Below are 25,688 nucleotides of genomic sequence, written 5' to 3'. Positions count from 1 at the left end.
CCCGGGGTTTCCCCCGGGCTGCAGTTCGGACCAGTACGCTCTTACGAGTTCAGGGCGCTTTCGATCGCATTGTCGATCTCGGTTTCATCACCGGAGACCATTGCGATAAAGATCTCAGTCACCTCTGCGCCTTCGATTTCGGCCAGCTCGGCGCTCGTGTAACCACGGGCTTCGAGGGCAGACATCACGCGGCGTTCGGCGCTCGACTGCGCGATTTCCATCACGCCATCGTCGTTTTTGCCGAAATCGAAGCTGGCGATGACCTGCTCAACGGCGGTCTGGTCTTCACCAGATGCAGCCAGGTAGAGCTCGGTATATTCACCGTCCGACAGAAGGTCTGCGACACCCGGCGCCATGCCGTTTTCGGCAAGAGCTTCCACCACGATGGCGCGTGTGTCATCGTCACGTGCCGTGTCGTAGAGGAAATCGGGACCATCGCTTTGCGTGGCTTCATAGCCGCGCAGCAGTTCCATCACGGCGCTTTCATCTTCCGAAGAGATGGCGACAAACAGCTCGGTCACCTGTGCATCGGTTAGCATGTCGATGGTGGCTGCATCATAGCCCATCGTCATCAACTCACTTTCGACGCGTGCTTCGGCGCTCGTCTGAGCTGCGACGGGGGCAGCGATAGCAAGGGCTGCGGTTGTGGCAAGCATCAGGCGTTTCATAGGAATTCTCCTTCATTTTTCCGTTTCCACCACGTCTTCGCGGCGGTCGGGGAGACGACGCAAAGCCCCCGTCCGGAGTTCCAAGAAAAAGGGCGACCCGCCACTGGATCGCCATTAACGCATTGATAAAATACGATTTATTTATTGGTCACAGGCGTGTGAGGCCGGTTAGCGGATCAGGCCTTCGCCGCGAAACACGGCTTCGATGCGTGATTCCAGCTGGGTGCCGGAATAAGTGGCGCGACGGATGATCAGCAGATGGATTTCGCTGACGCCTGCGCAGGTCAGCGCGCCGTAGGGCAGGTTGCGCGTGGTCGCGGGGGCCTGGTTGAAGATTGTCTGGCGCAGTTGGTTGCACGAATGGCTGTCGGCCGACGCGATGGACGGGATCATCGGCAGGGCCATGGCAAGGGAGAGGGTCAGAATAAGGGAACGCATGGTTAGGGGTCTCCAGAAGGGGTCATGAATCAGGTTTATCACATCCTTATGCTAATCCACGGTGGGGATTTCCGTAGCTCACGTCTGGACACGGTTTTGAAATCATCCTAAGCCCTCGCGTGGTCGTAGGGGTGTAGCTCAGTTGGTAGAGCACCGGATTCCAAATCCGACGGTCGGGAGTTCGAGTCTCTCCGCCCCTGCCACGACCAAACCTTCCAAACCTCAGTTGCTGGCGGCTTGCATGAAGCAGGCGTTCATCGCGACGAAACCTGATTGCTCCTCGGGGTCTGCGATGCTGTTGAGAAGACGGCGGACGTCGGTGTCGATGCGTGGACTTTGCCAGTAGTCCGTTGTTGGGATCAAAGCCTCGGATGGGCTTGCGAAGGGCAGGGTGGCCGCAAAGGCGTTCAGAAGGGCAGCCCCGGTGGCCATGCAGGCGTTGAGCTGATCGCCGCATTCAGCGCTGCAGAAGGTGCGCAGCGGCGTCAGGCTTTCGATGTTGATGCTATGGGCGAGCGCGAGTTCGCGCGCCTCGGGGTTTGCGGCCCATTCCGCCGGATAGACCGGGCGCCAGATCAGCGCGAGTTCCGGAGGGCGTCTTTCTGAGACGGGATTGGTGATCTGAATGGCCGCGCCGCTTTGCCAGTAGAGTTCGTTGGCGGCATGGGATGCGATCAAAACACGTGCTTCATCCGGCATCGCGTCGAGATCTTGCATGATCTGCACGAGATCCTCCGTTCCATAGGAGAGCGCGCCGGGCAGGCTGCGGATTGCGGCTGCGGGTTCGCCAGCCTCGAACAGGAAGCGCAGGCTTTCGACCCGGGTGTTCTGTCCGGCATTGTCGAGGAACGCTTGCGCCAGTGGAACGGTTTCGGCTGCTGCGGTCATCCAGCTGCGCCCCGATAGGCCTCCGGGCATCCGTAGCAGGGCGATGCGCTCGGCACGGGCCATGCCTTCGGTAACGTGCGCGGTCAGGTGCGGAGCGCGCTCTAGGCGGGCGAGCAGGATTTGGGCGGCGGCATTGTCGGCCTGCGCCAGCTCACTTAGGGCTTGAAGGGCGGCGCGGTCATCCTCACCGGTAAGCCAGTCAGCCACTGCGGATCGGAATGCCGGATCGGTACCACCGGGGATGGTTTGGGCTGAGACAAGGCCGGCAGACAGGGCAAGCGCGAAACACGCGTGGATGAGGCATTTGAGCATGGGACCTGTATTCCGTTATGAGACGTTGCGCTCACGCTAGCGGAGCCACATATCCGGGCCAAGGGCTCGTTCGTACAGGGGCTTGAACTTCGGGAAAGGCATCCATGCGGTTTTTGGTCATCACGGCGATCCTGGCCGTCGCTGTTTACGCGCTTGTGGTTGCGGCCATGTACTTCGGCCAACGGCGGTTGATGTATTTTCCGTCGAACGACAATCCGCCTCCTGCCGCGTTTGGGCTGGCCGATGTGTCAGTCGAACTGGTTGAGACAGCAGACGGCGAAGCGCTTGTGATGTGGTATGCGGAGGCCGCACCGGACCAGCCCACGCTTCTGTTCTTCCATGGCAATGGCGGGGAGATGGCGCATCGGTGGGACCGGTTGGCGGCCTATCAGGAGGCCGGGTTTGGAGCCGCGTTCCTGTCCTATCGCGGCTATGGTGGTAGCACGGGGGCGCCGAGTGAGACCGGGCTGCATATGGATGCCGATGCCGCATATGGATGGCTGCGGGATCAGGGGATCGCGCCTGAGGATATCGTGATTGTGGGCGGATCGCTTGGCACAGGCGTGGCGGTTCAACTGGCCGCGCGGGCAGAGGCGGGCGCGTTGGTTCTGGGCGCGCCCTACTCGGCGACGGATGATGTGGCGGCGGATGTTTATCCTTGGTTGCCGGTGCGCCTGTTGATGCGAGACCGGTTCCGCAGTGTGGACCATATCGGTGTGGTTGAGGCTCCGATCCTGATCCAACACGGGACGGAGGATCGTGTTGTGCCCTTCGCCTCGGGCCAGTTGTTGCACCGGGCGGCACCTGACGGGGCGCGCTTTGTTGCGATTGAGGGGGCGGGGCACGAGGTGCTGTTCGACCCAATGCTGTGGCAGGGCGAGATTGCCTTTATTCAGGAGCTGCGCGCGGCGCGATAGGAGCTTATCTGATGCGCAACAGCACCGCTACAAGGCCCGGCCCTTCGCGGAGCCATCCCTTCACCTGCGGCCAGAGGCGGGCGGTCTGCATCGGTGGCGCACTGCCGGTGACGTGCAGGCCAAGGCGGCGGGCGATCATGCTGGCCCGGGGCAGGTGGTAGGCGTCGGAGACGACCAGGATATGATCCTGCCCAAGACGTTCCAGAATCGGCAGGGCGAAGCGCAGGTTTTCAGACGTATTGGTGGAGCGATCTTCGAGGTGGATGGCCGTCTCCGGCACGCCCTCGTCTCGCAATAGGGCGGCCATCGCCTCGGCCTCAGTCGGGGGATGCCGCCCCAGCCCGCCGCACACGACAACGCACGCTCCGCGCCCGGCATGATAGAGGGCCGCGCCGTGCAGCACGCGCCGCCGGAGCGTGGGGGAGGGGCCATTAGGCCAGACCGCTGCGCCGAGGATGACGATTGCGGTCACGTTGCCGCCTTGCAAGCTGCCAGCCCCATGCGTATATGCCCCTTCATCCAAACCCGAATGGCAGCATCATGACCAATCCGTTCCAGTTCCTCCAGCAGACCCGCTCTGAAATTGCGAAGGTCGTTTGGCCAACGCGGCGCGAGGTTCTTGTGACGACGGGTATGGTCTTTGTGATGGCCGTTCTTGCCGCGATCTTCTTTTTCGGTGTGGATTGGTTGATCCGCACTGGCCTTGAGCTGATCCTGACCTCGTTCGGGTAATTGCTTGCCTTTTGAGGGCGCGGGCGATACGCACCCTCAACTTTCCTGACATGATGATGGTAGAACCGGCCCGAAGGGTCTCTACCCGATGTTCAGGGACCATCTGAGGGCCCAGGCGGCCCGCCAAAGGGGATTAGGCCATGGCAAAGCGTTGGTATTCGGTTTCAGTGCTGTCCAACTTCGAGAAGCGCATCGCGGAGCAGATTCGCACGGCGGTCGAGGAGAAGGGCCTTCAGGACGTCATCGAAGAGGTACTGGTTCCCGAAGAGGATGTCATCGAAATCCGCCGCGGTAAGAAAGTCACCGTGCCCCGCCGCTTCATGCCCGGCTATGTGCTGGTGCGCATGGAGATGACCGACGAAGGCTATCATGTCATCAACTCGATCCAGCGTGTGACCGGCTTCCTTGGGCCGCAGGGCCGCCCGATGCCAATGCGCGACGAAGAGGTGAACTCGATCCTCAACCGCGTGGAAGAGGGCGAGGCCGCGCCACGTTCGACCATCACCTTCGAGGTGGGCGAGAAGGTCAAGGTCAACGACGGCCCGTTCGAGGATTTCGACGGCATGGTCGAGGAAGTGGACGACGACAACCAGCGCCTGAAGGTGACGGTGTCGATTTTCGGCCGCGCAACGCCTGTGGAGTTGGAATACACGCAGGTGTCCAAGCAGATTTGATCTGCAATGGGTGTGGCGACGTTCCGTACCCTGCTTGATGAGTTGGACGCCCTCAGGGCGTCTGACACCCCCGATGGCGACAAGGTGGTTGCCGCGCTGGCTGAGCTGAAGCACCACCGGCCCTCCCTCCCGACACGTGATGATCTTGTTCGGTTGTTTGCCAATTGCAATTGGGCGTTGGAGCATTTTGCCGAGGCCCGTATCGAAATTCCGCCGGGGCCCGGGTGGCGGGCCCATTGGATCTGCGTCGAACTTATTGAGCGGACCGTTACGGACGAGGCCGCGCGTCACAGGTCATTCATGAATACGAGTGTGGCGCGGCATTTGGCCTTTGGCCTGATGCATGGTGACAAGCCGCCAAAACCGGCCCCTCCGCTTCCGCATGTGCCGCTTGATCTGGAGGAGGCGACAGCCCTCGCGGCACCCTATCTGGCGCGGTTGGAGGCAGGCATTGCCAAGGCTCCGTATTCCCACCTCAAGCTGTCATGGGACGTGCTGAAACGTCCGGTGACGCCGTTTGATACGGTTTTCGAGAATTGGCTGGCTGATCTGGACGCGCGGGGGATTGGAACGGGGAACAGCCTACACGCGCTGACGGTCTCTCAGGCTTTGGCGCAGATTGCGGATGGAGGTCGGCAGGTCTTGTCGTGGGAGACCGTGGAGGCGGAGATATTGCCGAAGCTGGACGACCCGCATCCGATGATTGCGGCCTGTGCGGGCAAGCTATTGGGGGCGACTTATTCCGACGGCGCGGAGCGGCTGCGCGGGAAAGGGGCGAAGTCGCTTGCGCAGATGTTGGAGCATCTGACCGGGTTGCAATCGTGCCGCCGGGCGGCGGCGGGCGGATTTGTGGCCGGGTTCGATGAGTTCGGGATCTTTCTTGAGGAGGCGGGCAAGGATTTTGACTTGGATGGCTGGGTTCTGGCGATCCTCGCGCATCCGATGGGGGAGCCCTATGTGCCCGGCGCGCAGGCGTTCTGGTTCTACCTGCATGAATACTACTGGCGCGATGTCGATTTCATGCATCGTCTGCTGGATGCGGGTCATGATTGGGTCGCTTACATGTGTGCGACCGAGGGGGCGGAGTTGGCCTTGGTGCGCCCGGTGCTGGAGCGGATCGTGGCGGAGAGTTCCGCGGAGTTGGCAAAGGGCGCTAAGGCGTTCATCGCACGCGCTGAGGCCAGCGCGTAGAATCCATTTGCGCCCTTCCCGATCTCGTCCTATACGGCGGCCTTCGATAGGGCGCGCCAAGGCGCACCGCGAACCGTGGGAGGCGAAGCAATCGCGATTGCTGGACCAGACCACGGCCACAAAGGCCCTGAAACGCGATGACGGGCTGTTGGTATAAAGGAGAGGCCTCATGGCCAAGAAACTTGCTGGCACGATGAAGCTGCAGATCCCTGCAGGTCAAGCCAACCCAAGCCCCCCTGTGGGCCCTGCGCTGGGTCAGCGCGGCATCAACATCATGGAATTCTGCAAGGCGTTCAACGCCAAGACGCAGGAGATGGAACAGGGCGCGCCTTGCCCCACGGTGATCACGTATTACCAGGACAAGTCCTTCGCCATGGACATCAAGACGCCGCCTGCGTCCTACTACCTCAAGAAGGCCGCTGGCCTGAAGAACGTGGGCAAGCGCAACCGTCCCCGTGGTGCCGAGAATCCGGGCCGCGAGACCGTCGCGACGATCACCGCCAAGCAGCTGCGCGAGATTGCAGAAGCCAAGATGGTGGACCTGTCGGCCAACGACGTGGAAGCCGCAATGCAGATCATCCTTGGTTCCGCCAAGTCGATGGGTATCGAGGTAAAGGGGTAAGACCATGGGTAAGATGGGAAAACGCCTGACCGCAGCCCGCGCAGCGTTCGAAGGCAAAGAAGACGTCACGGTTGAAGAAGCTGTTGCACTGGTAAAGACCAACGCGACCGCCAAGTTCGACGAGTCCATTGAAATCGCGATGACGCTTGGCGTCGATCCGCGCCACGCCGACCAGATGGTCCGCGGCACGGTCGACCTGCCCAACGGCACAGGCAAATCGGTCCGCGTGGCCGTGTTCGCCCGTGGCCCGAAGGCCGAAGAGGCCGAAGCGGCTGGTGCGGATATCGTGGGTGCAGAAGACCTGATGGAAACCGTCCAGGGCGGCACCATCGAGTTTGATCGCTGCATCGCCACCCCTGACATGATGCCGATCGTCGGCCGTCTGGGTAAGGTGCTTGGCCCGCGTAACCTGATGCCGAACCCGAAGATCGGCACGGTGACGATGGACGTCAAAGAAGCCGTGGAAGCCGCCAAAGGTGGTCAGGTGCAGTACAAGGCCGAGAAAGCCGGTGTTGTGCACGCAGGCATCGGGAAGGCGTCGTTTGATGAGGCCAAGCTGGTCGAGAACGTCCGCGCGTTCGTCGAGTCGGTGAACAAGGCCAAGCCGTCGGGCGCCAAAGGCACCTACATGAAAAAGATCGCCATCTCCTCGACCATGGGTCCGGGCGTGACGATCAACGTGGAAAACGCGACGGGCAACTAGGCCTGCGTGAAATGACGTTTTGCGAAGGGCGGGTCTTTGACCTGCCCTTTGTGTTTTGACACCTTGCTTAAGCTTATTGGGAGACCGTGCGTGATGAGATTTTCGATGCTGAGGTCTGCCGTGATCGCAGTGATCCTGATGCTGAGTGCAGTGTTTGGGGCTCAAGCACAAACGGTCGACGCCCCATCGATCGAAGTTGGCGGTCTGATCTTTTCGGATTTGGACGCCTTGGGTGAGGCGGGCCGTGTTTTGCGCCTGAACCAGACTTGGCGCGTTCAAGTTGGGGTGCAAAACCCAGACGGAACTCTGGTTCGCGTTTGGTTCATTCCCTTCATCGAGAACTACGACCGGAGTTGTGGGGTGGAATATCAGGGCGCGGATGCCCTTCGGCTGTCCCGGGTCTATTTGCGAGAATTGTATCTCAGAGGCGCGTGCGATCGGGTCGAGATGGACGGGGTCGACATTGTCGTTCTGCATGAACAAAGCGGCGAAGAATTTGAAGGGCGGGTTCTGTTTCAGTGAACCACCCTGTTACGCTGGCCTTGCCGGAGGTGGTGTTATTGGAGGGGCCCTAGATGAGCCGATGCAAGGTGCAGATCATTCGTGAGCCTGGTGTAGGCGATGCGGGTCAGCCGGTGGATGTCATCATGGGCGAACGGAAGGTGTTTGATCTGGCACCCGATGAATTGAAATCGGTGTTTTGGGATCAGGCCGACGTCAGGATCGAGCTGCGCCAAGGCTATGCGTCTTTGTTGGAGACCAAGGTGACGCTGCCGCATGATCACGTGCTGAGCCTGTCGATGCAGAGTGTGGCCCCGCGCGGCCTTTTCGCGATGTTCAAGGCGGCGCAGGTGCACCTTATCGAGGAGCGTCGCAAACCTCTGCCGCCGCCGGAGCCGACGCTGAAAGAGAATATCACGCAGCAGATGTGGATGGGGCGCGCCGAGAGTGCCGAGGCCTTGAACCGTGTAATGGCCGAACGCGCGGCCTATTATTCGGAGGAAAACGAAGAGGCCGAGGGCACGGATGCCTATATCGAATTGTCCGAATTCGCCGATTTGATGGGCGGGGCATGGTACGACCATGATTTTGTTGAGTACGGCTTTGCGAAACCGGGCGATGCGTTGGAGACCAAGTTTGAAGGGCATTCCTGGGTGGGCCATTGGGCCCCCGTGGTGCGCGAGACTGTGCCGGAGGCGGTTTGGCTTGATGCCAATGCGTTCATCATGATGGGACACGAGACATCGGGGGGCACACCGCGCCGCCAGATCCAAGCGCCGCGCGATCTTGTCGCCGATGGCCTGTCTTTGACCTATCTCGGAGACGTCATCCACCCGTCGGGTTAGGCGCGAGATCTGGCGTTCCCCCTTGGCAAATTGGACTGATCCGTTTAGGGACGCCCATGCAGCAGAGCGTGCGATTCGTCGGACGCTCTTTTGCGTTTCGTCCGAGACGGTGGGTGGGGGCCTCAAAACCCCAATAAATCCTGCCTGAGACGGGATCAGACATGTGTTTGAGGGCTCAGATCCGTTTGAGCGCTTGGCGGTGTTTCGGTTCCGTTGCGATACGGACCAAAAACCGCCGGAGCGATCCGGTAGAAACTGAGCCGGAGGGGAAACCCTCCAATTTGGAGAAAACCTGTGGATAGAGCCCAGAAAGAGAAAGTGGTCGAGGAACTCGGCCAGATCTTTGAAAGCTCTGGCGTCGTGGTGGTTGCACACTACCAGGGCCTCACGGTTGCAGAGATGCAGGATCTGCGTGGTCGCGTTCGCGAGGCCGGTGGATCTGTGCGTGTCGCCAAGAACAAGCTCGCCAAGATTGCCCTTGATGGAACGCCTGCCGCTGGCATCGCTGACCTGATGGATGGCATGACCGTTCTTGCCTATTCGGAAGACCCGGTCGCAGCCGCTAAGGCCGCGGACGAGTTTGCCAAAGAGAATGACAAATACGTCATCCTCGGCGGTGCGATGGGCGGAAACGTTCTGGATACTGATGGTGTTAAGGCTGTCGCCAAGCTGCCGTCCCGCGAGGAGCTTATTGCCTCCATCGCTGGCTGCATTGGTGCACCCGCCTCCAACATCGCCGGTGCCATTGGCGCGCCTGCTTCGAACATCGCCTCCGTCCTTTCGACCATCGAAGAGAAGGCGGCGTAAAGCACCCGTTGAGAACCCGCCCCTTGCGGCGTTGGAACCCATACCTACATACGGAACCTGAAAAATGGCTGATCTTAAGAAACTCGCAGAAGAGATCGTTGGTCTGACCCTCCTGGAAGCCCAGGAACTCAAGACCATCCTGAAAGACGAATACGGCATCGAGCCCGCCGCTGGCGGTGCCGTGATGATGGCTGGACCTGCTGGCGATGCCGGCGGTGCAGCTGAAGAGAAGACCGAATTCGACGTCGTTCTGAAGAACGCCGGCGCACAGAAGATCAACGTGATCAAAGAAGTGCGTGGCATCACCGGTCTTGGCCTGAAAGAAGCCAAGGACCTGGTCGAAGCCGGCGGCAAGATCAAAGAAGGCGTGGACAAGGCAGAAGCAGAAGAGATCAAGGGCAAGCTGGAAGCAGCTGGCGCCGAGGTCGAGCTGGCCTGATTGGTCCAAAGCGTCCAATCGGACGTATCAGATATGGCTGGATCCGGAGAATTCCGGGTCCAGCTATCGTCGTCTTAGAAAGCGCCTTTGGTGAAAAGGCTTTTTCTTAGACGGTGACAAGAGGGTCGGGCTTTGTCGGTGGGACGGCAAACAGATTGATCCGTTACGTCTATTTTCTTGCGAGCAGCCCGCCGAGCCCCGGCGGCGTGGGTGCCGCGCGAGACAGAAAGGTGCGCGACAACCATGGCTCAGACCTACGCAGGCCAGAAACGTATCCGCAAATTTTACGGTAAAATCGAGGAAGTCCTCGCAATGCCGAACCTGATTGAGGTTCAGAAGTCGTCTTATGACCTGTTCCTGAAATCAGGTGATCAGCCCGACCCGAGCGATGGCGAAGGCATCAAAGGCGTGTTCCAGTCGGTTTTCCCGATCAAGGACTTCAACGAGACCGCGATCCTCGAATTCGTCAAGTATGAGCTGGAACAGCCCAAGTTCGACGTTGAGGAATGTCAGCAACGCGACCTGACATACGCAGCGCCGCTGAAGGTGACGCTGCGCCTGATCGTGTTCGATATCGACGAAGATACAGGCGCGAAGTCCGTCAAGGACATCAAGGAACAGGACGTGTTCATGGGCGACATGCCCCTGATGACGCCGAACGGCACGTTCATCGTGAACGGCACCGAGCGTGTGATCGTATCCCAGATGCACCGCTCGCCAGGCGTTTTCTTTGACCACGACAAGGGCAAGACCCATTCCTCAGGCAAGCTGCTGTTTGCCTGCCGGATCATCCCGTACCGCGGCTCCTGGCTGGACTTTGAGTTCGACGCCAAGGACATCGTCTTCGCGCGTATCGACCGCCGTCGTAAGCTGCCTGTGACCACCCTGCTTTATGCGCTGGGTCTGGATCAGGAAGGCATCATGGATGCCTATTACGACACCGTCACCTTCAAGATGGTCAAGAACAAGGGTTGGGCCACGAAGTTTTTCCCCGAGCGTGTGCGCGGCACCCGCCCGACCGCTGATCTGGTGGACGCGAAGACCGGTGAAGTCATTGCCGAGGCTGGCAAGAAGGTCACCCCACGCGCGGTCAAGAAGTGGATCGACGAGGGCGAGATCGAAAACCTGCTGGTGCCGTTCGACGGTATCGTGGGCCGCTTTGCCGCCAAGGACATCATCAACGAAGAAAACGGCGCGATCTACGTCGAGGCCGGGGATGAGCTGACGTGGGAAGTCGACAAGGACGGTGAAGTCACCGGCGGCACGCTGAAAGAGCTGCTGGATGCTGGTATCACCGAGATCCCGGTGCTCGACATCGATAACGTCACGGTCGGCCCGTACATGCGCAACACGATGGCGACAGATAAGAACCTGAACCGTGAAACCGCGCTGATGGACATCTACCGCGTCATGCGTCCGGGCGAGCCGCCCACCGTTGAAGCGGCGTCGACCCTGTTCGACCAGCTGTTCTTCGACAGCGAGCGCTATGACCTCTCGGCTGTTGGCCGTGTGAAGATGAACATGCGCCTCGATCTGGATGCAGAAGACACCATGCGCACCCTGCGCAAGGAAGACATCATCGCCTGCATCAAGGCGCTGGTGGAACTGCGCGACGGACGTGGCGACATCGACGACATCGACCACCTCGGCAACCGCCGTGTGCGTTCGGTTGGTGAGTTGATGGAGAACCAGTACCGCGTTGGCCTGCTGCGTATGGAGCGCGCCATCAAGGAGCGTATGTCGTCGGTCGAGATCGACACGGTGATGCCGCAGGACCTGATCAACGCGAAGCCTGCTGCGGCGGCTGTGCGTGAATTCTTTGGCTCCTCGCAGCTGTCGCAGTTCATGGACCAGACGAACCCGCTGTCGGAAGTGACGCACAAGCGTCGTCTTTCCGCGCTTGGGCCGGGCGGTCTGACGCGTGAGCGTGCGGGCTTTGAGGTGCGCGACGTGCACCCGACCCATTACGGTCGGATGTGCCCGATTGAGACACCGGAAGGTCCGAACATTGGTCTGATCAACTCGCTCGCTACTTATGCGCGCGTGAACAAGTACGGCTTCATCGAAACGCCCTATCGCCGTGTGAATGACGCGGTGGTCTCTGATGACGTGGTCTACATGTCCGCGACGGAAGAGATGCGTCACACCGTGGCGCAGGCGAACGCGAACCTCGATGAAAACGGCAAGTTCGTGAACGACATGGTCAACACGCGGATGTCCGGCGAATACACGCTGAACGCCCGTGAAAGCGTTGACCTGATCGACGTGTCGCCGAAGCAGTTGGTCTCCGTGGCCGCATCGCTGATCCCGTTCCTTGAGAACGACGACGCGAACCGCGCGCTGATGGGGTCGAACATGCAACGTCAGGCTGTGCCGCTCTTGCAGGCCGATGCTCCGTTCGTGGGCACCGGGATTGAGAGCATCGTGGCGCAGGATTCCGGCGCTGCGATCATGGCCAAGCGTGGCGGCGTCATCGACCAGGTCGATGCTCAGCGTATCGTTGTGCGTGCCACCGAGGATCTCGAGCTGGGTGACGCGGGCGTGGACATCTACCGTCTGCGGAAATTCCAGCGCTCGAACCAGAACACCTGCATCAACCAGCGTCCGCTGGTGAAGGTGGGCGACAAGGTTGGCAAGGGTGAAGTCATCGCAGACGGCCCGTCCACGGATATCGGTGAACTGGCGCTCGGCAAGAACGTCATCGTCGCCTTCATGCCGTGGAATGGCTACAACTACGAGGACTCGATCCTGATCTCCGAGCGCATCGTGAAGGATGACGTCTTCACCTCGATCCACATCGAGGAATTCGAAGTCGCCGCCCGTGACACGAAGCTTGGGCCGGAAGAGATCACCCGCGACATCCCGAATGTCGGTGAGGAAGCGCTTCGCAACCTCGACGAGGCGGGCATTGTCTATATCGGTGCGGAAGTTGGCCCGGCAGACATCCTTGTGGGTAAGATCACGCCGAAGGGTGAAAGCCCGATGACGCCGGAAGAAAAGCTTCTGCGCGCCATCTTTGGTGAGAAGGCTTCCGACGTGCGGGATACCTCGCTTCGCCTGCCGCCCGGTGATTTCGGAACTGTTGTGGAAGTGCGTGTCTTCAACCGCCACGGCGTCGAAAAAGACGAACGTGCTCTGCAGATCGAGCGGGAAGAGGTGGAGCGCCTCGCCCGTGACCGTGACGACGAGTTGGTGATCCTTGAGCGGAACATCTACGCCCGTCTGCGCGGCATGATCGAAGGCAAGGTCGCTGTTAAGGGTCCGAAAGGTGTTAAATCCAACGCACCGATCACGGCAGAGTTGCTCGACGAGCAGCTGTCGCGCGGCCAGTGGTGGCAGCTTGCCCTCGAAGATGAGCAGGACGCAGCCCAGGTCGAAGCCCTCAACGAGCAGTTTGACGCGCAGAAACGCGCGCTCGATCACCGCTTTGAGGACAAGGTCGAGAAGGTCCGTCGCGGCGACGATCTGCCCCCGGGTGTGATGAAGATGGTCAAGGTCTTCATCGCCGTGAAGCGCAAGCTTCAGCCGGGCGACAAGATGGCCGGCCGTCACGGCAACAAGGGTGTGATCTCGAAGGTGGTTCCGATGGAGGACATGCCGTTCCTTGCGGATGGTACGCCGGTTGATTTCGTACTGAACCCGCTGGGTGTGCCGTCGCGCATGAACGTGGGTCAGATCCTTGAGACCCATATGGGTTGGGCGGCACGTGGCCTTGGCCTGAAGATCGACGATGCGCTGGATGAATATCGCCGCTCGGGCGACATGACCCCGGTGCGCGACGCTCTGAAAATCGCTTATGGCGACGAGGTCTACGGTGAAGCCTTTGCGGACCGTGACGAGGACTCGTTGCTGGAAGCTGCGGGCAACGTGACCAAAGGTGTCCCGATCGCAACCCCGGTCTTCGACGGTGCGAAAGAGGCGGATGTGAATGACGCGCTGATGCGGGCCGGGTTCTCGGAATCCGGGCAGTCGGACCTGTTCGACGGCCGCACCGGTGAGAAGTTCGCCCGTCAGGTGACGGTGGGTGTGAAGTACCTGCTGAAACTGCACCACTTGGTCGACGACAAGATCCACGCCCGTTCGACGGGGCCGTACTCGCTTGTCACGCAGCAGCCGCTGGGTGGTAAGGCGCAGTTCGGTGGTCAGCGCTTCGGTGAGATGGAGGTCTGGGCGCTGGAAGCGTACGGCGCCGCCTACACCTTGCAGGAAATGCTGACGGTGAAGTCGGATGACGTGGCTGGCCGGACCAAGGTCTACGAGTCGATCGTGAAGGGTGAGGACAATTTCGAGGCCGGCGTGCCGGAATCGTTCAACGTTCTCGTCAAAGAGGTCCGCGGCCTGGGCCTCAACATGGAGCTTCTCGACGCCGAAGAAGACGAAGGCGGGATCGCAGCAGAGTGAGGTGGCTGCGTGTGGCACTAACGCTTTTGTTCGGGGCGATTTGCACCGCAGGAGGTTTCTTGTGGAGCGAACTCAGCACGTTCTATTCGAGCATTCGGATGGAATGGATCGACGGCGTCGTGTCAGGCGTGATCCCTCAGCACTTCGGTAATCGCGATAATTTCGCGATTGCCACTGCGATCTGCAACGGCGGTGAACTCGCCGTCTATGAAGAGAACATCACCGTCGCCGGTGGAGCCGATTTTGTGCGCTTCGAATGCGCTAATTAAGGAAAGGTCTTCCCATGAACCAGGAACTGACCAACAACCCGTTCAACCCTCTGACGCCGCCCAAGGCGTTTGATGAGATCAAGGTCTCGCTCGCTTCGCCCGAGCGCATCCTGTCGTGGTCGTATGGGGAAATCAAAAAGCCCGAAACGATCAACTACCGTACGTTCAAGCCCGAGCGTGACGGCCTGTTCTGTGCCCGTATTTTCGGGCCGATCAAAGATTACGAATGCCTGTGCGGCAAGTATAAGCGGATGAAGTATCGCGGCGTTGTCTGCGAGAAATGCGGTGTGGAAGTCACGCTGCAGAAAGTCCGCCGTGAGCGGATGGGCCACATCGAACTGGCCGCACCCGTTGCGCACATCTGGTTCCTCAAGTCGCTGCCGTCCCGCATCGGCCTGATGCTGGATATGACGCTGCGCGATCTTGAGCGGATCCTCTACTTCGAAAACTACGTGGTGATCGAACCTGGCCTCACCGACCTGCAATACGGTCAGTTGATGTCGGAAGAGGAGTTCATGGACGCGCAGGATGCTTACGGCGCCGACGCGTTCCAGGCGAACATCGGTGCGGAAGCCATCCGCGAGATGCTTTCCCAGATTGACCTCGAGTCCGAAGCGCAGAACCTGCGTGAAGACCTCAAGGAAGCGACGGGTGAGCTGAAGCCGAAGAAGATCATCAAGCGTCTGAAGATCGTTGAATCGTTCCTCGAGTCCGGCAACCGGCCCGAGTGGATGGTTCTGACCGTTGTTCCGGTTATCCCGCCAGAGCTGCGCCCGCTGGTGCCGCTGGATGGTGGCCGGTTCGCAACGTCGGACCTCAACGACCTCTATCGCCGCGTGATCAACCGGAACAACCGCCTGAAGCGCCTGATTGAACTGCGCGCGCCGGACATCATCATCCGTAACGAGAAGCGGATGTTGCAGGAATCCGTCGACGCTCTGTTCGACAACGGCCGTCGTGGCCGCGTGATCACGGGTGCCAACAAGCGCCCGCTGAAATCGCTGTCGGACATGCTGAAGGGTAAGCAGGGTCGCTTCCGCCAGAACCTTCTGGGTAAGCGCGTCGACTTCTCGGGTCGTTCGGTGATTGTGACCGGTCCGGAGCTAAAGCTGCATCAATGTGGCTTGCCGAAGAAGATGGCGTTGGAGCTGTTCAAGCCGTTCATCTACTCGCGGCTTGAGGCGAAGGGTCTGTCTTCGACCGTGAAGCAGGCCAAGAAGCTGGTCGAAAAAGAGCGTCCCGAAGTGTGGGATATCCTCGACGAGGTGATCCGTGAGCATCCGGTTCTTCTGAACCGCGCGCCCACGTTGCACCGTCTTGGCATTCAGGCGTTTGAGCCGGTTTTGATCGAAGGCAAGGCGATCCAGCTTCACCCGCTGGTCTGTTCCGCGTTTAACGCCGACTTCGACGGTGACCAGATGGCCGTGCACGTGCCGCTTTCGCTGGAAGCACAGCTTGAAGCCCGCGTGTTGATGATGTCGACGAACAACGTTCTGTCGCCAGCAAACGGCGCGCCGATCATCGTTCCGTCGCAGGATATGATCCTGGGTCTCTATTACGTCACGCTTCAGCGTGAGGGCATGGTCGGGGAAGGCATGATCTTCTCGGACGTGGATGAAGTTCGCCATGCGCTCGACGCGGGCGAGGTGCATCTGCACGCCAAGATCCACGCGCGCCTTCCTCAGATTGATGAGGAAGGCAACGAGGTTCTGACGCGGTTCGAAACCACGCCGGGCCGCGTGTTGCTGGGTGCGCTTCTGCCGCTGAACGCGAAAGCGCCGTTCGATCTGGTGAACCGTCTTCTGCGGAAGAAGGAAGTGCAGCAGGTCATCGACACCGTCTACCGTTATTGCGGTCAGAAAGAGTCGGTTATCTTCTGCGACCAGATCATGTCGATGGGCTTCAAAGAGGCCTTCAAGGCGGGCATTTCGTTCGGCAAGGACGACATGGTCATTCCTGATGACAAGTGGCACCTCGTTGAGGATACCCGTGGTCAGGTGAAGGAATTCGAACAGCAGTACATGGATGGATTGATCACCCAGGGTGAGAAGTACAACAAGGTCATCGATGCCTGGTCGAAAGCCAACGACAAGGTCACCGACGCCATGATGGGCACGATCTCGGCCGCCAAGCGCGCTGACGATGGGTCCGAGATGGAGCCGAACTCGGTCTACATGATGGCCCACTCTGGTGCGCGTGGCTCGGTCACGCAGATGAAGCAGTTGGGCGGCATGCGCGGCCTGATGGCCAAGCCGAACGGCGAAATCATCGAGACGCCGATCATCTCGAACTTCAAGGAAGGTCTGACCGTTCTTGAGTACTTCAACTCAACCCACGGTGCCCGGAAGGGTCTGTCGGATACGGCCTTGAAGACGGCGAACTCGGGCTACCTGACCCGTCGTCTTGTGGACGTGGCGCAGGATTGCATCGTGCGCATGGACGATTGTGGCACCGAGAAGACGATCAAAGCCGAGGCTGCCGTCAATGACGGCGAAGTCGTGGCCTCGCTGGCAGAGCGCATCCTTGGCCGGACGGCCGGGGAAGACGTGCTTGTGCCGGGCACCGATGAGGTGATCGTCGCCAAGGGCGAGCTGATCGACGAACGTAAGGCTGACGCCGTGGAAGCGGCTGGTGTGACCACGATGCAGATGCGCTCCCCGCTGACATGTGAAGCGGAAGAGGGTGTTTGCGCGACCTGCTATGGTCGTGACCTCGCGCGCGGCACGAAAGTGAACACAGGCGAAGCCGTGGGCATCATCGCGGCGCAGTCGATTGGTGAGCCGGGCACACAGCTGACGATGCGGACGTTCCACATCGGCGGTGTTGCCCAGGGTGGCCAGCAGTCGTTCCAGGAAGCCAATGTCGAAGGCAAGATCGAGTTCCGCAATGCCAACCTGCTGAAGAACCGTGACGGCCAGACCGTTGTCATGGGGCGCAACATGCAGCTGGCCATCGTGGATGATCAGGGTGCGGAACGCGCCTCGTTCAAGCTGGGATACGGCACCAACGTGCTGGTGGAAGACGGGGCTGATATCGCCCGCGGCGACCGCCTGTTCGAATGGGACCCGTATACCTTGCCGATCATCGCCGAGGCCGCCGGTAACGCGAAGTTCGTTGATCTGACCGTGGGCATCTCGCTCAGGGATGAGACCGACGATGCCACCGGCATGACCCAGAAGATCGTCTCGGATTGGCGCACGGCCCCCAAAGGCAATGAGCTGAAGCCCGAGATCATCATCGCGGGTGAAGACGGTGAGCCGATGCGCAACGATCAGGGCAACCCGGTCACCTACACGATGTCGGTCGACGCCATCCTGTCCATCGAAGATGGCCAGACGGTCGAAGCCGGTGACGTGATCGCGCGTATCCCGCGTGAGGGTGCGAAGACGAAGGACATTACCGGTGGTTTGCCGCGTGTGGCCGAACTCTTCGAGGCGCGTCGTCCGAAGGACCACGCCATCATCGCCGAGATCGACGGCTACGTGAAATTCGGCCGCGACTTCAAGAACAAGCGCCGCATCGGCATCGTGCCCGCGGACGAGAGCTTGGAGCCGGTGGAATACATGGTGCCCAAGGGCAAGCACATCCCAGTCGCCGAAGGTGATTTCATCCAGAAGGGTGAATACATCATGGACGGCAACCCGGCCCCGCATGACATTCTTGCGGTCATGGGTGTGGAAGCGCTGGCTGACTACATGATCGACGAGGTGCAGGACGTTTATCGCCTTCAGGGTGTGAAGATTAACGACAAGCACATCGAGGTTATCGTTCGGCAAATGCTGCAGAAGTGGGAGATCCAGGATTCTGGTGAAACCACGCTTCTGAAAGGTGAGCATGTCGATAAGGCCGAGTTCGATGCGGCCAACGAGAAGGCCATCGCAGATGGTCGTCGTCCGGCACAGGGTGAGCCGATCCTTCTGGGGATCACCAAGGCCTCGCTCCAGACCCGGTCGTTCATCTCGGCAGCGTCGTTCCAAGAGACCACACGCGTCCTTACGGAGGCTTCGGTTCAGGGCAAGAAGGACAAGCTTGTTGGCCTGAAAGAGAACGTCATCGTGGGCCGTCTGATCCCGGCGGGGACCGGTGGCGCGACCCAGAAGGTGGAGCGCATCGCCAAGTCGCGCGATATGGTGGTGATCGAGGAGCAGCAGGCCGCGGCAGCGGAAGCAGCCGCCCTTGCAGCGCCCGAGGTGTTCGAGGCCGAAGCCGAAGCGCCCGAAGGGGATGCGGCGGAGTAAGCCTTCGTCCGATTGAAATAGGAACGCCCCGCTGGAAACGGCGGGGCGTTTTCTTTTGCGCTTTCCAATAATTTGTTTACGTTATGTTCTCAGCCCTTTGGAGACCGCTATGTCAAATGACACCCGCCCCCCGCTCGACTACCTCGAATTCACATCCCCCAAGCTGGAAGAGACGCAGGCCTTCTTCGCCGAAGCTTTCGGGTGGAGTTTCATCGACTACGGCCCCGATTACCGCGACGTGCAGGGTGCCGGGCTTGGCGGCGGGATCGAGCGGGGCGCGCTGCGTCCGCCTCTGCCGGTTTTGAAAGCGGATGATCTTGAGGCGATGCTGGACCGGGTGAAGGCCGCCGGGGCAGAGATCACGCAGGAGATTTTCGAATTTCCCGGCGGGCGCAGGTTCCAGTTTCGCGAACCCGGCGGAACGGAAATGGCCGTGTGGACGCCGGTGGCGGACCAAGATCATGGCTGATGCGACGTTGCTGGACATTGCCGACCGGGTGAAGAGGCTTGCGCAAGAAATCGCGCCAACCGTCACCTTTCAAAGCAAATATGGCGGCGAGGTCTTCGTGCCCGATCCCAATCAGCCAAAGGCATTCGTTGGTGGTGTCTTCATCTACAAAGACCACGTCTCAGTCGAGTTTTCGCATGGCGCGACCTTCGATGACCCGGGGGGCTTGCTGGCTGGGAAAGGCAAGGCGCGTCGGCATGTGAAGCTTGAATCCGCAGCGGACCTCGATGCAAAGTCTGTCGAAGGCTTTCTTCGTCAGGCCCTGTCCTGAGCCCCAAGGGGATTCCCCAACCCGAGGATTTGGCCTAACTTCTGCCCCATGGGCCGGGTAAGGGCAGCTCCATGGCAGTGAACAAGATCATAGGCGTGTGTCGGTTCTCCTACCTTGGGGATGCCGGATTTCGCACGCTGAACAAGGGCCCGGAGGAGGCAGCGGCAGAGCTTTATGCACCCGGCCGGATGCAGCGCCGCTTTGCTTATTTTGAGAACATTTGCCTGCCGTCGCTGGATGCGCAGACGGACCCTGATTTCGTGCTGGTTGCCCTGATCGGCGACACGATGCCCTTTCACTTCCGCAAGCGCCTGAAACGGCTGGCGGAAAAGCACCCTTACTTGCGCATCTGCACGTTGGAGGCGGCGGGGCCGTTGAACTCCACCCGCCGTGCGTTCCGGCGCGGTCTGGATGAAGAGGCGGATTTCATCACCGGCTTCCGGCTCGATGACGATGATGCCGTGGGGTGCGACTATATCGAGCGCACGCGCGAGGTCTCCGACAACCTGATCAAGCTGAACTGGGCGACGAAAGAGACGCCTGCCGCCGTCTGTTTTCACCGCGGCATCTACTGGGACATGAAGCGCGACGACGATCAGTTCTGGGATTATTCCGAGCCGCAGCCATTGGGGCTGGCCTCCGCGATGATCCATCACCCCGACAGCCAGCATAACATCTACCGCTGGAACCACCGAAAGCTCGCCTGCCATGCGCGGTGCTGGATTGATCCACACGAATACATGTTTGTCCGCACGTTGCATGGTCATAATGACAGCGACCGGTCCATCCCGCCGGGGTCACGCCAATTGCCTTTGTGGCAGGCGCGGAAATTGTTCCGCGAACGGTTTGGCCTGAACCCCAAGCGCCTTTTACCGATGATGGAGAAGCTGCAGGAAGAGGGCTCGGGCATGGCGCGCAAGCTGGCGGATGAGGCGCGGGCCGATATCGCGGAAAGCAAAGGCGAGGAATGAATCCGAACCTTCAGGGTGCACTGCTGATGATGGGCTCGATGGCGGCGTTCACGATGAACGATGTGTTCGTGAAGCTGTTGGCCGAGACGGTTCCGCTGTTCCAGATCGTCTTCTTGCGAGGGGTTATGACCACGGTCTTGCTGGCGGCGACGGTTGCGGCGTTTGGCAAGCTGACGTTTCGCATCCCGCGCGGCGACCGCGCGAAGGTGGCCTTGCGAACGGTATTCGAGGTGCTGACGGTCGTGACCTTCCTGACCGCACTGGTGAACATGGAGCTTGCGAATGCGACAGCGATCCTCGCGGCATTGCCGCTTGTGGTGACGCTTGGTGCGGCTTTGTTGTTCAAGGAACCCGTGGGCTGGCGGCGCTGGACCGCGATTGCGGTCGGGGCCTCGGGCGTGTTTCTGATCGTTCAGCCGGGGACGGCCGGGTTCAACGCCTATTCCTTGCTGGCCTTGGTGGCTGTGTTCCTCGTGGCGGGGCGCGACCTGTCCACGCGGGCGTTTTCCAACCAAGTGCCCTTGATGTCGATTGCGGTTCTCACGGCGGCGTCCGTCGGCGCGTTCGGCGGGATCATGTCGCTGACCATCGAGTGGGTGCCGATGACGGGCCGGGAAATCGCCTATCTCGCGGGTAGCGCGCTGTTCATCATTGGGGGCTATGTTCTGTCAATCTTCGTCATGCGGGTGGGCGATGTCGCGGTGACGTCTCCGTTCCGCTATACGGCTTTGGTCTTTGCCTTGATCCTCGGAGTGGTCGTGTTTGCAGAATTCCCAAACGCTCTGGCCCTGACAGGTGCGGCCATCGTCGTGGCGACGGGCGTGTTCACGCTGATCCGCGAACGGCAGGTGGCCCGTGGCTGAGGGCGTGCAGATCCAGGGGCTGTGCCGGTTTTCGTTCCCTTGCACGGGTGGCTTCAAGAAGTACCATGAGAGCCTGAAGGAACGCCGTGCCGCGCTGTACGCACCGAAGCGGCTCGATGAACGAACGCTCTGGTTCGAGCATGTGTTCATGCCGCCCCTGCGCGCGCAGTCCGATGGCGATTTCATCATGCATCTGCTGTTGGGCGAGGATTTTCCCGAACCGTGGCGGGCCCGTGTTGAAGCTGCGATCAAGGATTGTCCGCAGGTGCAGGCCCATTGGCGTGAACCGGGCGATCACCGTGCGATCTGCCGCGATGTGATGTGGGGAGGGCGAGATGGAACGCGGGCCGTGGTGGCGGAGTTTCGGTTGGATGACGATGACGCTGTTGCCGTCGATTACATGCAACAGCTTCGGCGCAGTTGGAACAGGGTCGGGCGGTTGGCCAACTTCGCGGGCCGGGTGGCGCTGGACCATGGCAAGGGCGTGGTGTTGGAGGCTGTCGAAGGCGGCGCAATCAAGCCGCATGTTCTGAATACCCATTGCTGGTCGGCGGGGCTGGCGATTTACCTCAAGCCCGATGACGAGGCGATCGTGATGGACTTCCCGCATCACAAGATCTGGGCACGGGTGCCGTTTGTAAACCTGACCGACTCGGTCATGTTCGTCCGCGGCGACCATGACCATAACGACGCGCGCACGCCCTTTGGGGCAGGCCAACCGGTGCCTGTGCCGGACGCGGAAATCGCACCCATGATCCAAAGGCGTTTCGGCATTGATCTGCCGGCATTTCAGGCTGAGTGGCGGACCTTGACGCGAACGTAAGCGATCCCCATACCGGCGCTGTTGACAGCCAATCAGCGACCCCCTATACCCCGCGCCACTTGGCCCGGCTGCCCCTGCGCAGCCATCGTGGCCGAAATACAGATCTGAGTGGCCACGATCCGGGCGATTTTGCAGCCCCGATCCTCTGGAAATTCCTCCGCAGCGTCCTCCAGGTAGGGAAAGGATGCATGCGGTTTTGGTGTTTGTTGCGTGCCATGGCCACGCACCGCAGGAAACACCGCCGACATGATGAGAGAGCAAGACGGGGACCCCGAATGCCAACTATTCAACAGCTGATCCGCAAGCCGCGGCAGCCCAAAGTGAAACGCTCGAAGTCGCTGCACCTCGAGAGCTGCCCGCAAAAGCGTGGCGTGTGCACCCGCGTGTATACGACGACGCCGAAGAAGCCGAACTCCGCTATGCGGAAAGTTGCGAAGGTGCGCCTGACCAACGGCTACGAGGTGATCAGCTACATCCCCGGTGAAAGCCACAACCTTCAGGAGCACTCGGTGGTCCTGATCCGCGGCGGTCGTGTGAAAGACCTTCCCGGTGTGCGCTACCACATCCTGCGGGGTGTTCTCGATACGCAGGGCGTCAAGGATCGTCGCCAGCGTCGTTCGAAATACGGCGCCAAGCGTCCGAAGTAAGAGGATTTATCTATGTCCCGCCGTCACGCCGCTGAAAAGCGCCAGGTGCTGCCCGACGCCAAGTTCGGTGACACCGTTTTGACCAAGTTCATGAACAACCTGATGATCGACGGTAAGAAGTCGGTCGCAGAAAAGATCGTCTACAACGCGTTTGACCGCGTCGAGGCCAAGCTGAAGCGTGCGCCTGTGGAAGTGTTCCACGAAGCGCTCGACAACGTGAAGCCCGCCGTTGAGGTTCGCTCGCGCCGCGTGGGTGGTGCCACCTATCAGGTGCCCGTCGACGTCCGCCCTGAGCGCCGCGAAGCGCTGGCGATCCGCTGGTTGATCAACGCCAGCCGCGCGCGCAACGAAAACACCATGGAAGAGCGTCTGGCCGGTGAGCTGATCGACGCCGTGAACTCCCGTGGTGCGGCCGTCAAAAAGCGCGAAGACACCCACAAGATGGCCGACGCCAACCGCGCGTTCAGCCACTACCGCTGGTAAGACCTTGGCGGCCCCGCATCCCCGGGGCTCCATCCGTTTTCAAACTCAAGCCTGAGGATACCTCACATGGCACGCGAATATCCGCTGGAGCGTTACCGCAACTTCGGGATCATGGCCCACATCGACGCGGGCAAGACCACCTGTTCCGAACGCATCCTGTATTACACCGGCAAATCCCACAACATCGGTGAGGTGCACGATGGTGCAGCCACCATGGACTGGATGGAGCAGGAGCAGGAACGCGGCATCACCATCACCTCCGCTGCGACGACCACCTTCTGGGAGCGCACTGAGGACGGCCAGACTGCCGACACCGAAAAGCACCGCCTGAACATCATCGACACCCCCGGCCACGTGGACTTCACCATTGAAGTTGAGCGTTCGCTGGCGGTTCTCGATGGTGCCGTTTGTGTTCTCGACGCCAACGCTGGTGTTGAGCCGCAGACCGAAACCGTTTGGCGTCAGGCCGACCGTTACAAGGTTCCGCGCATCGTGTTCGTCAACAAGATGGACAAGATCGGCGCGGACTTCTTCAACTGCGTCCACATGATCGAAGACCGCACCGGCGCCCGCGCGGTGCCTGTTGGCATTCCGATCGGTGCCGAGACCGAGCTTGAAGGTCTGATCGACCTCGTGACCATGGAAGAGTGGCTGTGGCAGGGCGAAGACCTTGGTGCCTCCTGGGTGAAAGCGCCGATCCGCGCTGACCTCAAGGACATGGCTGACGAATGGCGTGGTAAGATGATCGAAGCGGCCGTCGAAATGGACGACGACGCAATGATGGAATACCTCGAAGGCAACGAGCCTGACGTGCCGACCCTGCGCGCATTGCTGCGCAAGGGCACGCTTGAAATGGCATTCGTTCCGGTTCTGGGCGGCTCTGCGTTCAAGAACAAAGGTGTTCAGCCGCTGCTCAACGCTGTGATCGACTATCTGCCGAGCCCGCTCGATGTGGTCGACTACATGGGCTTCAAGCCCGGCGATGAGACGGAAACCCGCGACATTGCCCGCCGTGCCGACGACGCCATGGCGTTCTCGGGCCTTGCGTTCAAGATCATGAACGACCCGTTCGTTGGTTCGCTGACCTTCGTGCGCATCTATTCCGGCACCCTGTCCAAGGGTGACTCCATGCTCAACTCCACCAAGGAGAACAACGAGCGTGTGGGCCGCATGATGATGATGCACTCCAACAACCGCGAAGAGATCGAAGAGGCATTTGCCGGCGACATCATCGCGCTGGGTGGTCTGAAGAACACCACGACCGGTGACACGCTTTGCGACAAGTCCGATCCGGTTGTGCTGGAAACGATGACCTTCCCCGATCCGGTGATCGAGATCGCGGTTGAGCCCAAGACGAAGGGCGACCAGGAGAAGATGTCCCAGGGCCTCGCGCGGCTTGCCGCCGAAGACCCGTCCTTCCGTGTGGAGACCGACCTTGAGTCCGGTCAGACCATCATGAAGGGCATGGGCGAACTTCACCTCGACATCCTCGTCGATCGCCTGAAGCGCGAGTTCAAGGTCGAAGCCAATATCGGTGCACCTCAGGTGGCTTACCGTGAGACAATCTCTCACGCGGTTGAGCACACCTATACCCACAAGAAGCAGTCGGGTGGGTCTGGTCAGTACGCCGAGGTCAAGCTGGAGATCAGCCCGACCGAGCCTGGCGAAGGCTATTCGTTCGAGAGCCGCATCGTTGGTGGTGCCGTTCCGAAGGAATACATCCCCGGTGTGGAAAAGGGCATCAACTCGGTCATGGATAGCGGCCCGCTGGCTGGCTTCCCTGTGATCGACTTCAAGGTGGCTCTGGTTGACGGTAAGTTCCACGACGTGGACTCCAGCGTTCTGGCCTTTGAAATTGCAGCTCGCATGGGCATGCGTGAAGGCATGAAGAAAGCTGGTGCCAAGCTGCTGGAACCGATCATGAAGGTCGAGGTGATCACCCCCGAAGAGTATACGGGTGGCATCATCGGCGATCTGACCTCGCGTCGCGGTCAGGTGCAGGGACAGGATACGCGCGGCAACGCCATCGCGATCGACGCCTTCGTGCCGCTGGCGAACATGTTCGGCTACATCAACACGCTGCGTTCCATGTCTTCGGGCCGCGCGCAGTTCACGATGCAGTTCGACCATTACGAGCCGGTTCCGAACAACATCTCGGACGAGATCCAGGCGAAATACGCATAACGGCGGGGCGGTCGCGCCGCCCGCCCCACCCATAGGCATCCGTTTGGGTGCCGAAGAACTTCAAGGAGGCCATCATGGCAAAGGAAAAGTTTGAACGTACGAAGCCGCATGTGAACATCGGCACGATTGGTCACGTTGACCACGGCAAGACGACGCTGACGGCTGCGATTACGAAGCAGTTTGGCGACTTCAAGGCGTATGACGAGATTGACGGCGCGCCGGAAGAGAAAGCGCGCGGGATCACGATCTCGACGGCACACGTGGAATACGAGACCGACAACCGCCACTACGCG

The 25,688-nt window shown here is 60.4% G+C and carries 26 protein-coding genes and 1 tRNA gene; 23 read left to right on the top strand and 4 right to left on the bottom strand.

Going from position 1 to position 25,688, the window contains the following annotated elements:
* Positions 1-41 precede the first annotated feature (41 nt).
* On the bottom strand, positions 42-668 hold the full coding sequence (locus tag V8J81_RS15205; protein WP_368476591.1) for a hypothetical protein: 627 nt from the start codon (positions 666-668) through the stop codon (positions 42-44).
* 168 nt (positions 669-836) lie between these two features.
* On the bottom strand, positions 837-1,106 hold the full coding sequence (locus tag V8J81_RS15200; RefSeq protein WP_368476590.1) for a hypothetical protein: 270 nt from the start codon (positions 1,104-1,106) through the stop codon (positions 837-839).
* Between the two features lie 127 nt (positions 1,107-1,233).
* Between V8J81_RS15200 and V8J81_RS15195 the strand changes: the two genes are divergently transcribed.
* Positions 1,234-1,309 (top strand) — tRNA-Trp (locus V8J81_RS15195).
* 19 nt (positions 1,310-1,328) lie between these two features.
* Here V8J81_RS15195 and V8J81_RS15190 read toward each other — a convergent pair.
* On the bottom strand, positions 1,329-2,306 hold the full coding sequence (locus V8J81_RS15190; protein WP_368476589.1) for a hypothetical protein: 978 nt from the start codon (positions 2,304-2,306) through the stop codon (positions 1,329-1,331).
* 104 nt (positions 2,307-2,410) lie between these two features.
* Between V8J81_RS15190 and V8J81_RS15185 the strand changes: the two genes are divergently transcribed.
* On the top strand, positions 2,411-3,223 hold the full coding sequence (locus tag V8J81_RS15185; protein ID WP_368476588.1) for an alpha/beta hydrolase: 813 nt from the start codon (positions 2,411-2,413) through the stop codon (positions 3,221-3,223).
* Between the two features lie 4 nt (positions 3,224-3,227).
* Here the strand turns inward: V8J81_RS15185 and V8J81_RS15180 are convergent, their stop codons facing one another.
* Entirely contained in the window at positions 3,228-3,695 is a 468-nt protein-coding gene (locus V8J81_RS15180) for a YdcF family protein (RefSeq protein ID WP_368476587.1), read from the bottom strand.
* A 35-nt stretch (positions 3,696-3,730) separates the two neighbouring features.
* Here V8J81_RS15180 and secE point away from each other — a divergent pair, with 35 nt between their 5' ends.
* From secE to V8J81_RS15075, 21 genes are all read left to right on the top strand, one after another.
* Entirely contained in the window at positions 3,731-3,955 is a 225-nt protein-coding gene (secE, locus tag V8J81_RS15175) for a preprotein translocase subunit SecE (RefSeq protein WP_439649901.1), read from the top strand.
* Positions 3,956-4,095: 140 nt separating this feature from the next.
* Positions 4,096-4,629, top strand: a complete 534-nt coding sequence (nusG, locus tag V8J81_RS15170; protein WP_368476586.1) for a transcription termination/antitermination protein NusG — start codon at positions 4,096-4,098, stop codon at positions 4,627-4,629.
* A gap of 6 nt (positions 4,630-4,635) precedes the next feature.
* Positions 4,636-5,820 (top strand): hypothetical protein, encoded by a 1,185-nt coding sequence (locus V8J81_RS15165; protein ID WP_368476585.1) that lies wholly within the window; start codon positions 4,636-4,638, stop codon positions 5,818-5,820.
* Between the two features lie 169 nt (positions 5,821-5,989).
* On the top strand, positions 5,990-6,442 hold the full coding sequence (rplK, locus tag V8J81_RS15160) for a 50S ribosomal protein L11 (RefSeq protein WP_368476584.1): 453 nt from the start codon (positions 5,990-5,992) through the stop codon (positions 6,440-6,442).
* 4 nt (positions 6,443-6,446) lie between these two features.
* Positions 6,447-7,145 carry a 50S ribosomal protein L1 gene (gene rplA / locus V8J81_RS15155; RefSeq protein WP_368476583.1) on the top strand — a complete coding sequence of 233 codons (699 nt, stop codon included), beginning with the start codon at positions 6,447-6,449 and terminating at the stop codon, positions 7,143-7,145.
* Between the two features lie 93 nt (positions 7,146-7,238).
* The gene (locus V8J81_RS15150; RefSeq protein WP_368476582.1) at positions 7,239-7,667 is read left to right on the top strand and encodes a hypothetical protein; all 429 of its coding nucleotides are present in this window, start codon (positions 7,239-7,241) and stop codon (positions 7,665-7,667) included.
* A gap of 53 nt (positions 7,668-7,720) precedes the next feature.
* Complete coding sequence (locus V8J81_RS15145; RefSeq protein ID WP_368476581.1) at positions 7,721-8,491, top strand: hypothetical protein; 771 nt, start codon at positions 7,721-7,723, stop codon at positions 8,489-8,491.
* 294 nt (positions 8,492-8,785) lie between these two features.
* Complete coding sequence (rplJ, locus tag V8J81_RS15140; RefSeq protein ID WP_368476580.1) at positions 8,786-9,298, top strand: 50S ribosomal protein L10; 513 nt, start codon at positions 8,786-8,788, stop codon at positions 9,296-9,298.
* Positions 9,299-9,362: 64 nt separating this feature from the next.
* Positions 9,363-9,737: a 50S ribosomal protein L7/L12 gene (gene rplL, locus V8J81_RS15135; RefSeq protein ID WP_368476579.1), complete on the top strand. Its 375-nt coding sequence runs from the start codon at positions 9,363-9,365 to the stop codon at positions 9,735-9,737.
* 243 nt (positions 9,738-9,980) lie between these two features.
* On the top strand, positions 9,981-14,138 hold the full coding sequence (gene rpoB, locus V8J81_RS15130; RefSeq protein ID WP_368476578.1) for a DNA-directed RNA polymerase subunit beta: 4,158 nt from the start codon (positions 9,981-9,983) through the stop codon (positions 14,136-14,138).
* 11 nt (positions 14,139-14,149) lie between these two features.
* A complete protein-coding gene (locus V8J81_RS15125) occupies positions 14,150-14,407 on the top strand; it encodes a hypothetical protein (protein WP_368476577.1) in 258 nt (85 codons plus the stop codon).
* A 14-nt stretch (positions 14,408-14,421) separates the two neighbouring features.
* Positions 14,422-18,645 carry a DNA-directed RNA polymerase subunit beta' gene (gene rpoC, locus V8J81_RS15120; protein WP_368476576.1) on the top strand — a complete coding sequence of 1,408 codons (4,224 nt, stop codon included), beginning with the start codon at positions 14,422-14,424 and terminating at the stop codon, positions 18,643-18,645.
* Positions 18,646-18,754: 109 nt separating this feature from the next.
* Positions 18,755-19,114: a VOC family protein gene (locus V8J81_RS15115; protein WP_368476575.1), complete on the top strand. Its 360-nt coding sequence runs from the start codon at positions 18,755-18,757 to the stop codon at positions 19,112-19,114.
* The gene (locus tag V8J81_RS15110; RefSeq protein WP_368476574.1) at positions 19,107-19,424 is read left to right on the top strand and encodes a DUF1801 domain-containing protein; all 318 of its coding nucleotides are present in this window, start codon (positions 19,107-19,109) and stop codon (positions 19,422-19,424) included. Before V8J81_RS15115 ends, V8J81_RS15110 begins: the two co-directional genes overlap by 8 nt.
* 71 nt (positions 19,425-19,495) lie before the next feature.
* A complete protein-coding gene (locus tag V8J81_RS15105) occupies positions 19,496-20,395 on the top strand; it encodes a putative rhamnosyl transferase (RefSeq protein ID WP_368476573.1) in 900 nt (299 codons plus the stop codon).
* The gene (locus V8J81_RS15100) at positions 20,392-21,258 is read left to right on the top strand and encodes a DMT family transporter (protein ID WP_368476572.1); all 867 of its coding nucleotides are present in this window, start codon (positions 20,392-20,394) and stop codon (positions 21,256-21,258) included. The genes V8J81_RS15105 and V8J81_RS15100 overlap by 4 nt, the downstream gene beginning before the upstream one ends.
* Positions 21,251-22,081 carry a putative rhamnosyl transferase gene (locus V8J81_RS15095; protein WP_368476571.1) on the top strand — a complete coding sequence of 277 codons (831 nt, stop codon included), beginning with the start codon at positions 21,251-21,253 and terminating at the stop codon, positions 22,079-22,081. Before V8J81_RS15100 ends, V8J81_RS15095 begins: the two co-directional genes overlap by 8 nt.
* Positions 22,082-22,356: 275 nt before the next feature.
* Complete coding sequence (rpsL, locus tag V8J81_RS15090; RefSeq protein WP_339978186.1) at positions 22,357-22,728, top strand: 30S ribosomal protein S12; 372 nt, start codon at positions 22,357-22,359, stop codon at positions 22,726-22,728.
* Positions 22,729-22,740: 12 nt separating this feature from the next.
* Positions 22,741-23,211, top strand: coding sequence for a 30S ribosomal protein S7 (gene rpsG, locus V8J81_RS15085; protein ID WP_368476570.1), 471 nt, complete (start codon positions 22,741-22,743; stop codon positions 23,209-23,211).
* 66 nt (positions 23,212-23,277) lie between these two features.
* Positions 23,278-25,395 carry an elongation factor G gene (gene fusA / locus V8J81_RS15080; protein ID WP_368476569.1) on the top strand — a complete coding sequence of 706 codons (2,118 nt, stop codon included), beginning with the start codon at positions 23,278-23,280 and terminating at the stop codon, positions 25,393-25,395.
* A 74-nt stretch (positions 25,396-25,469) separates the two neighbouring features.
* Positions 25,470-25,688 (top strand): GTP-binding protein (locus V8J81_RS15075; protein WP_368476568.1); only part of this gene is annotated, 219 nt, incomplete at its 3' end.

Source organism: Gymnodinialimonas sp. 202GB13-11, assembly GCF_040932485.1.
Taxonomy (GTDB): Bacteria; Pseudomonadota; Alphaproteobacteria; order Rhodobacterales; family Rhodobacteraceae; genus Gymnodinialimonas; species Gymnodinialimonas hymeniacidonis.
Note: the sequence above shows the minus strand (reverse complement) of the source record. Positions and strands in the feature narration are given on the sequence as shown.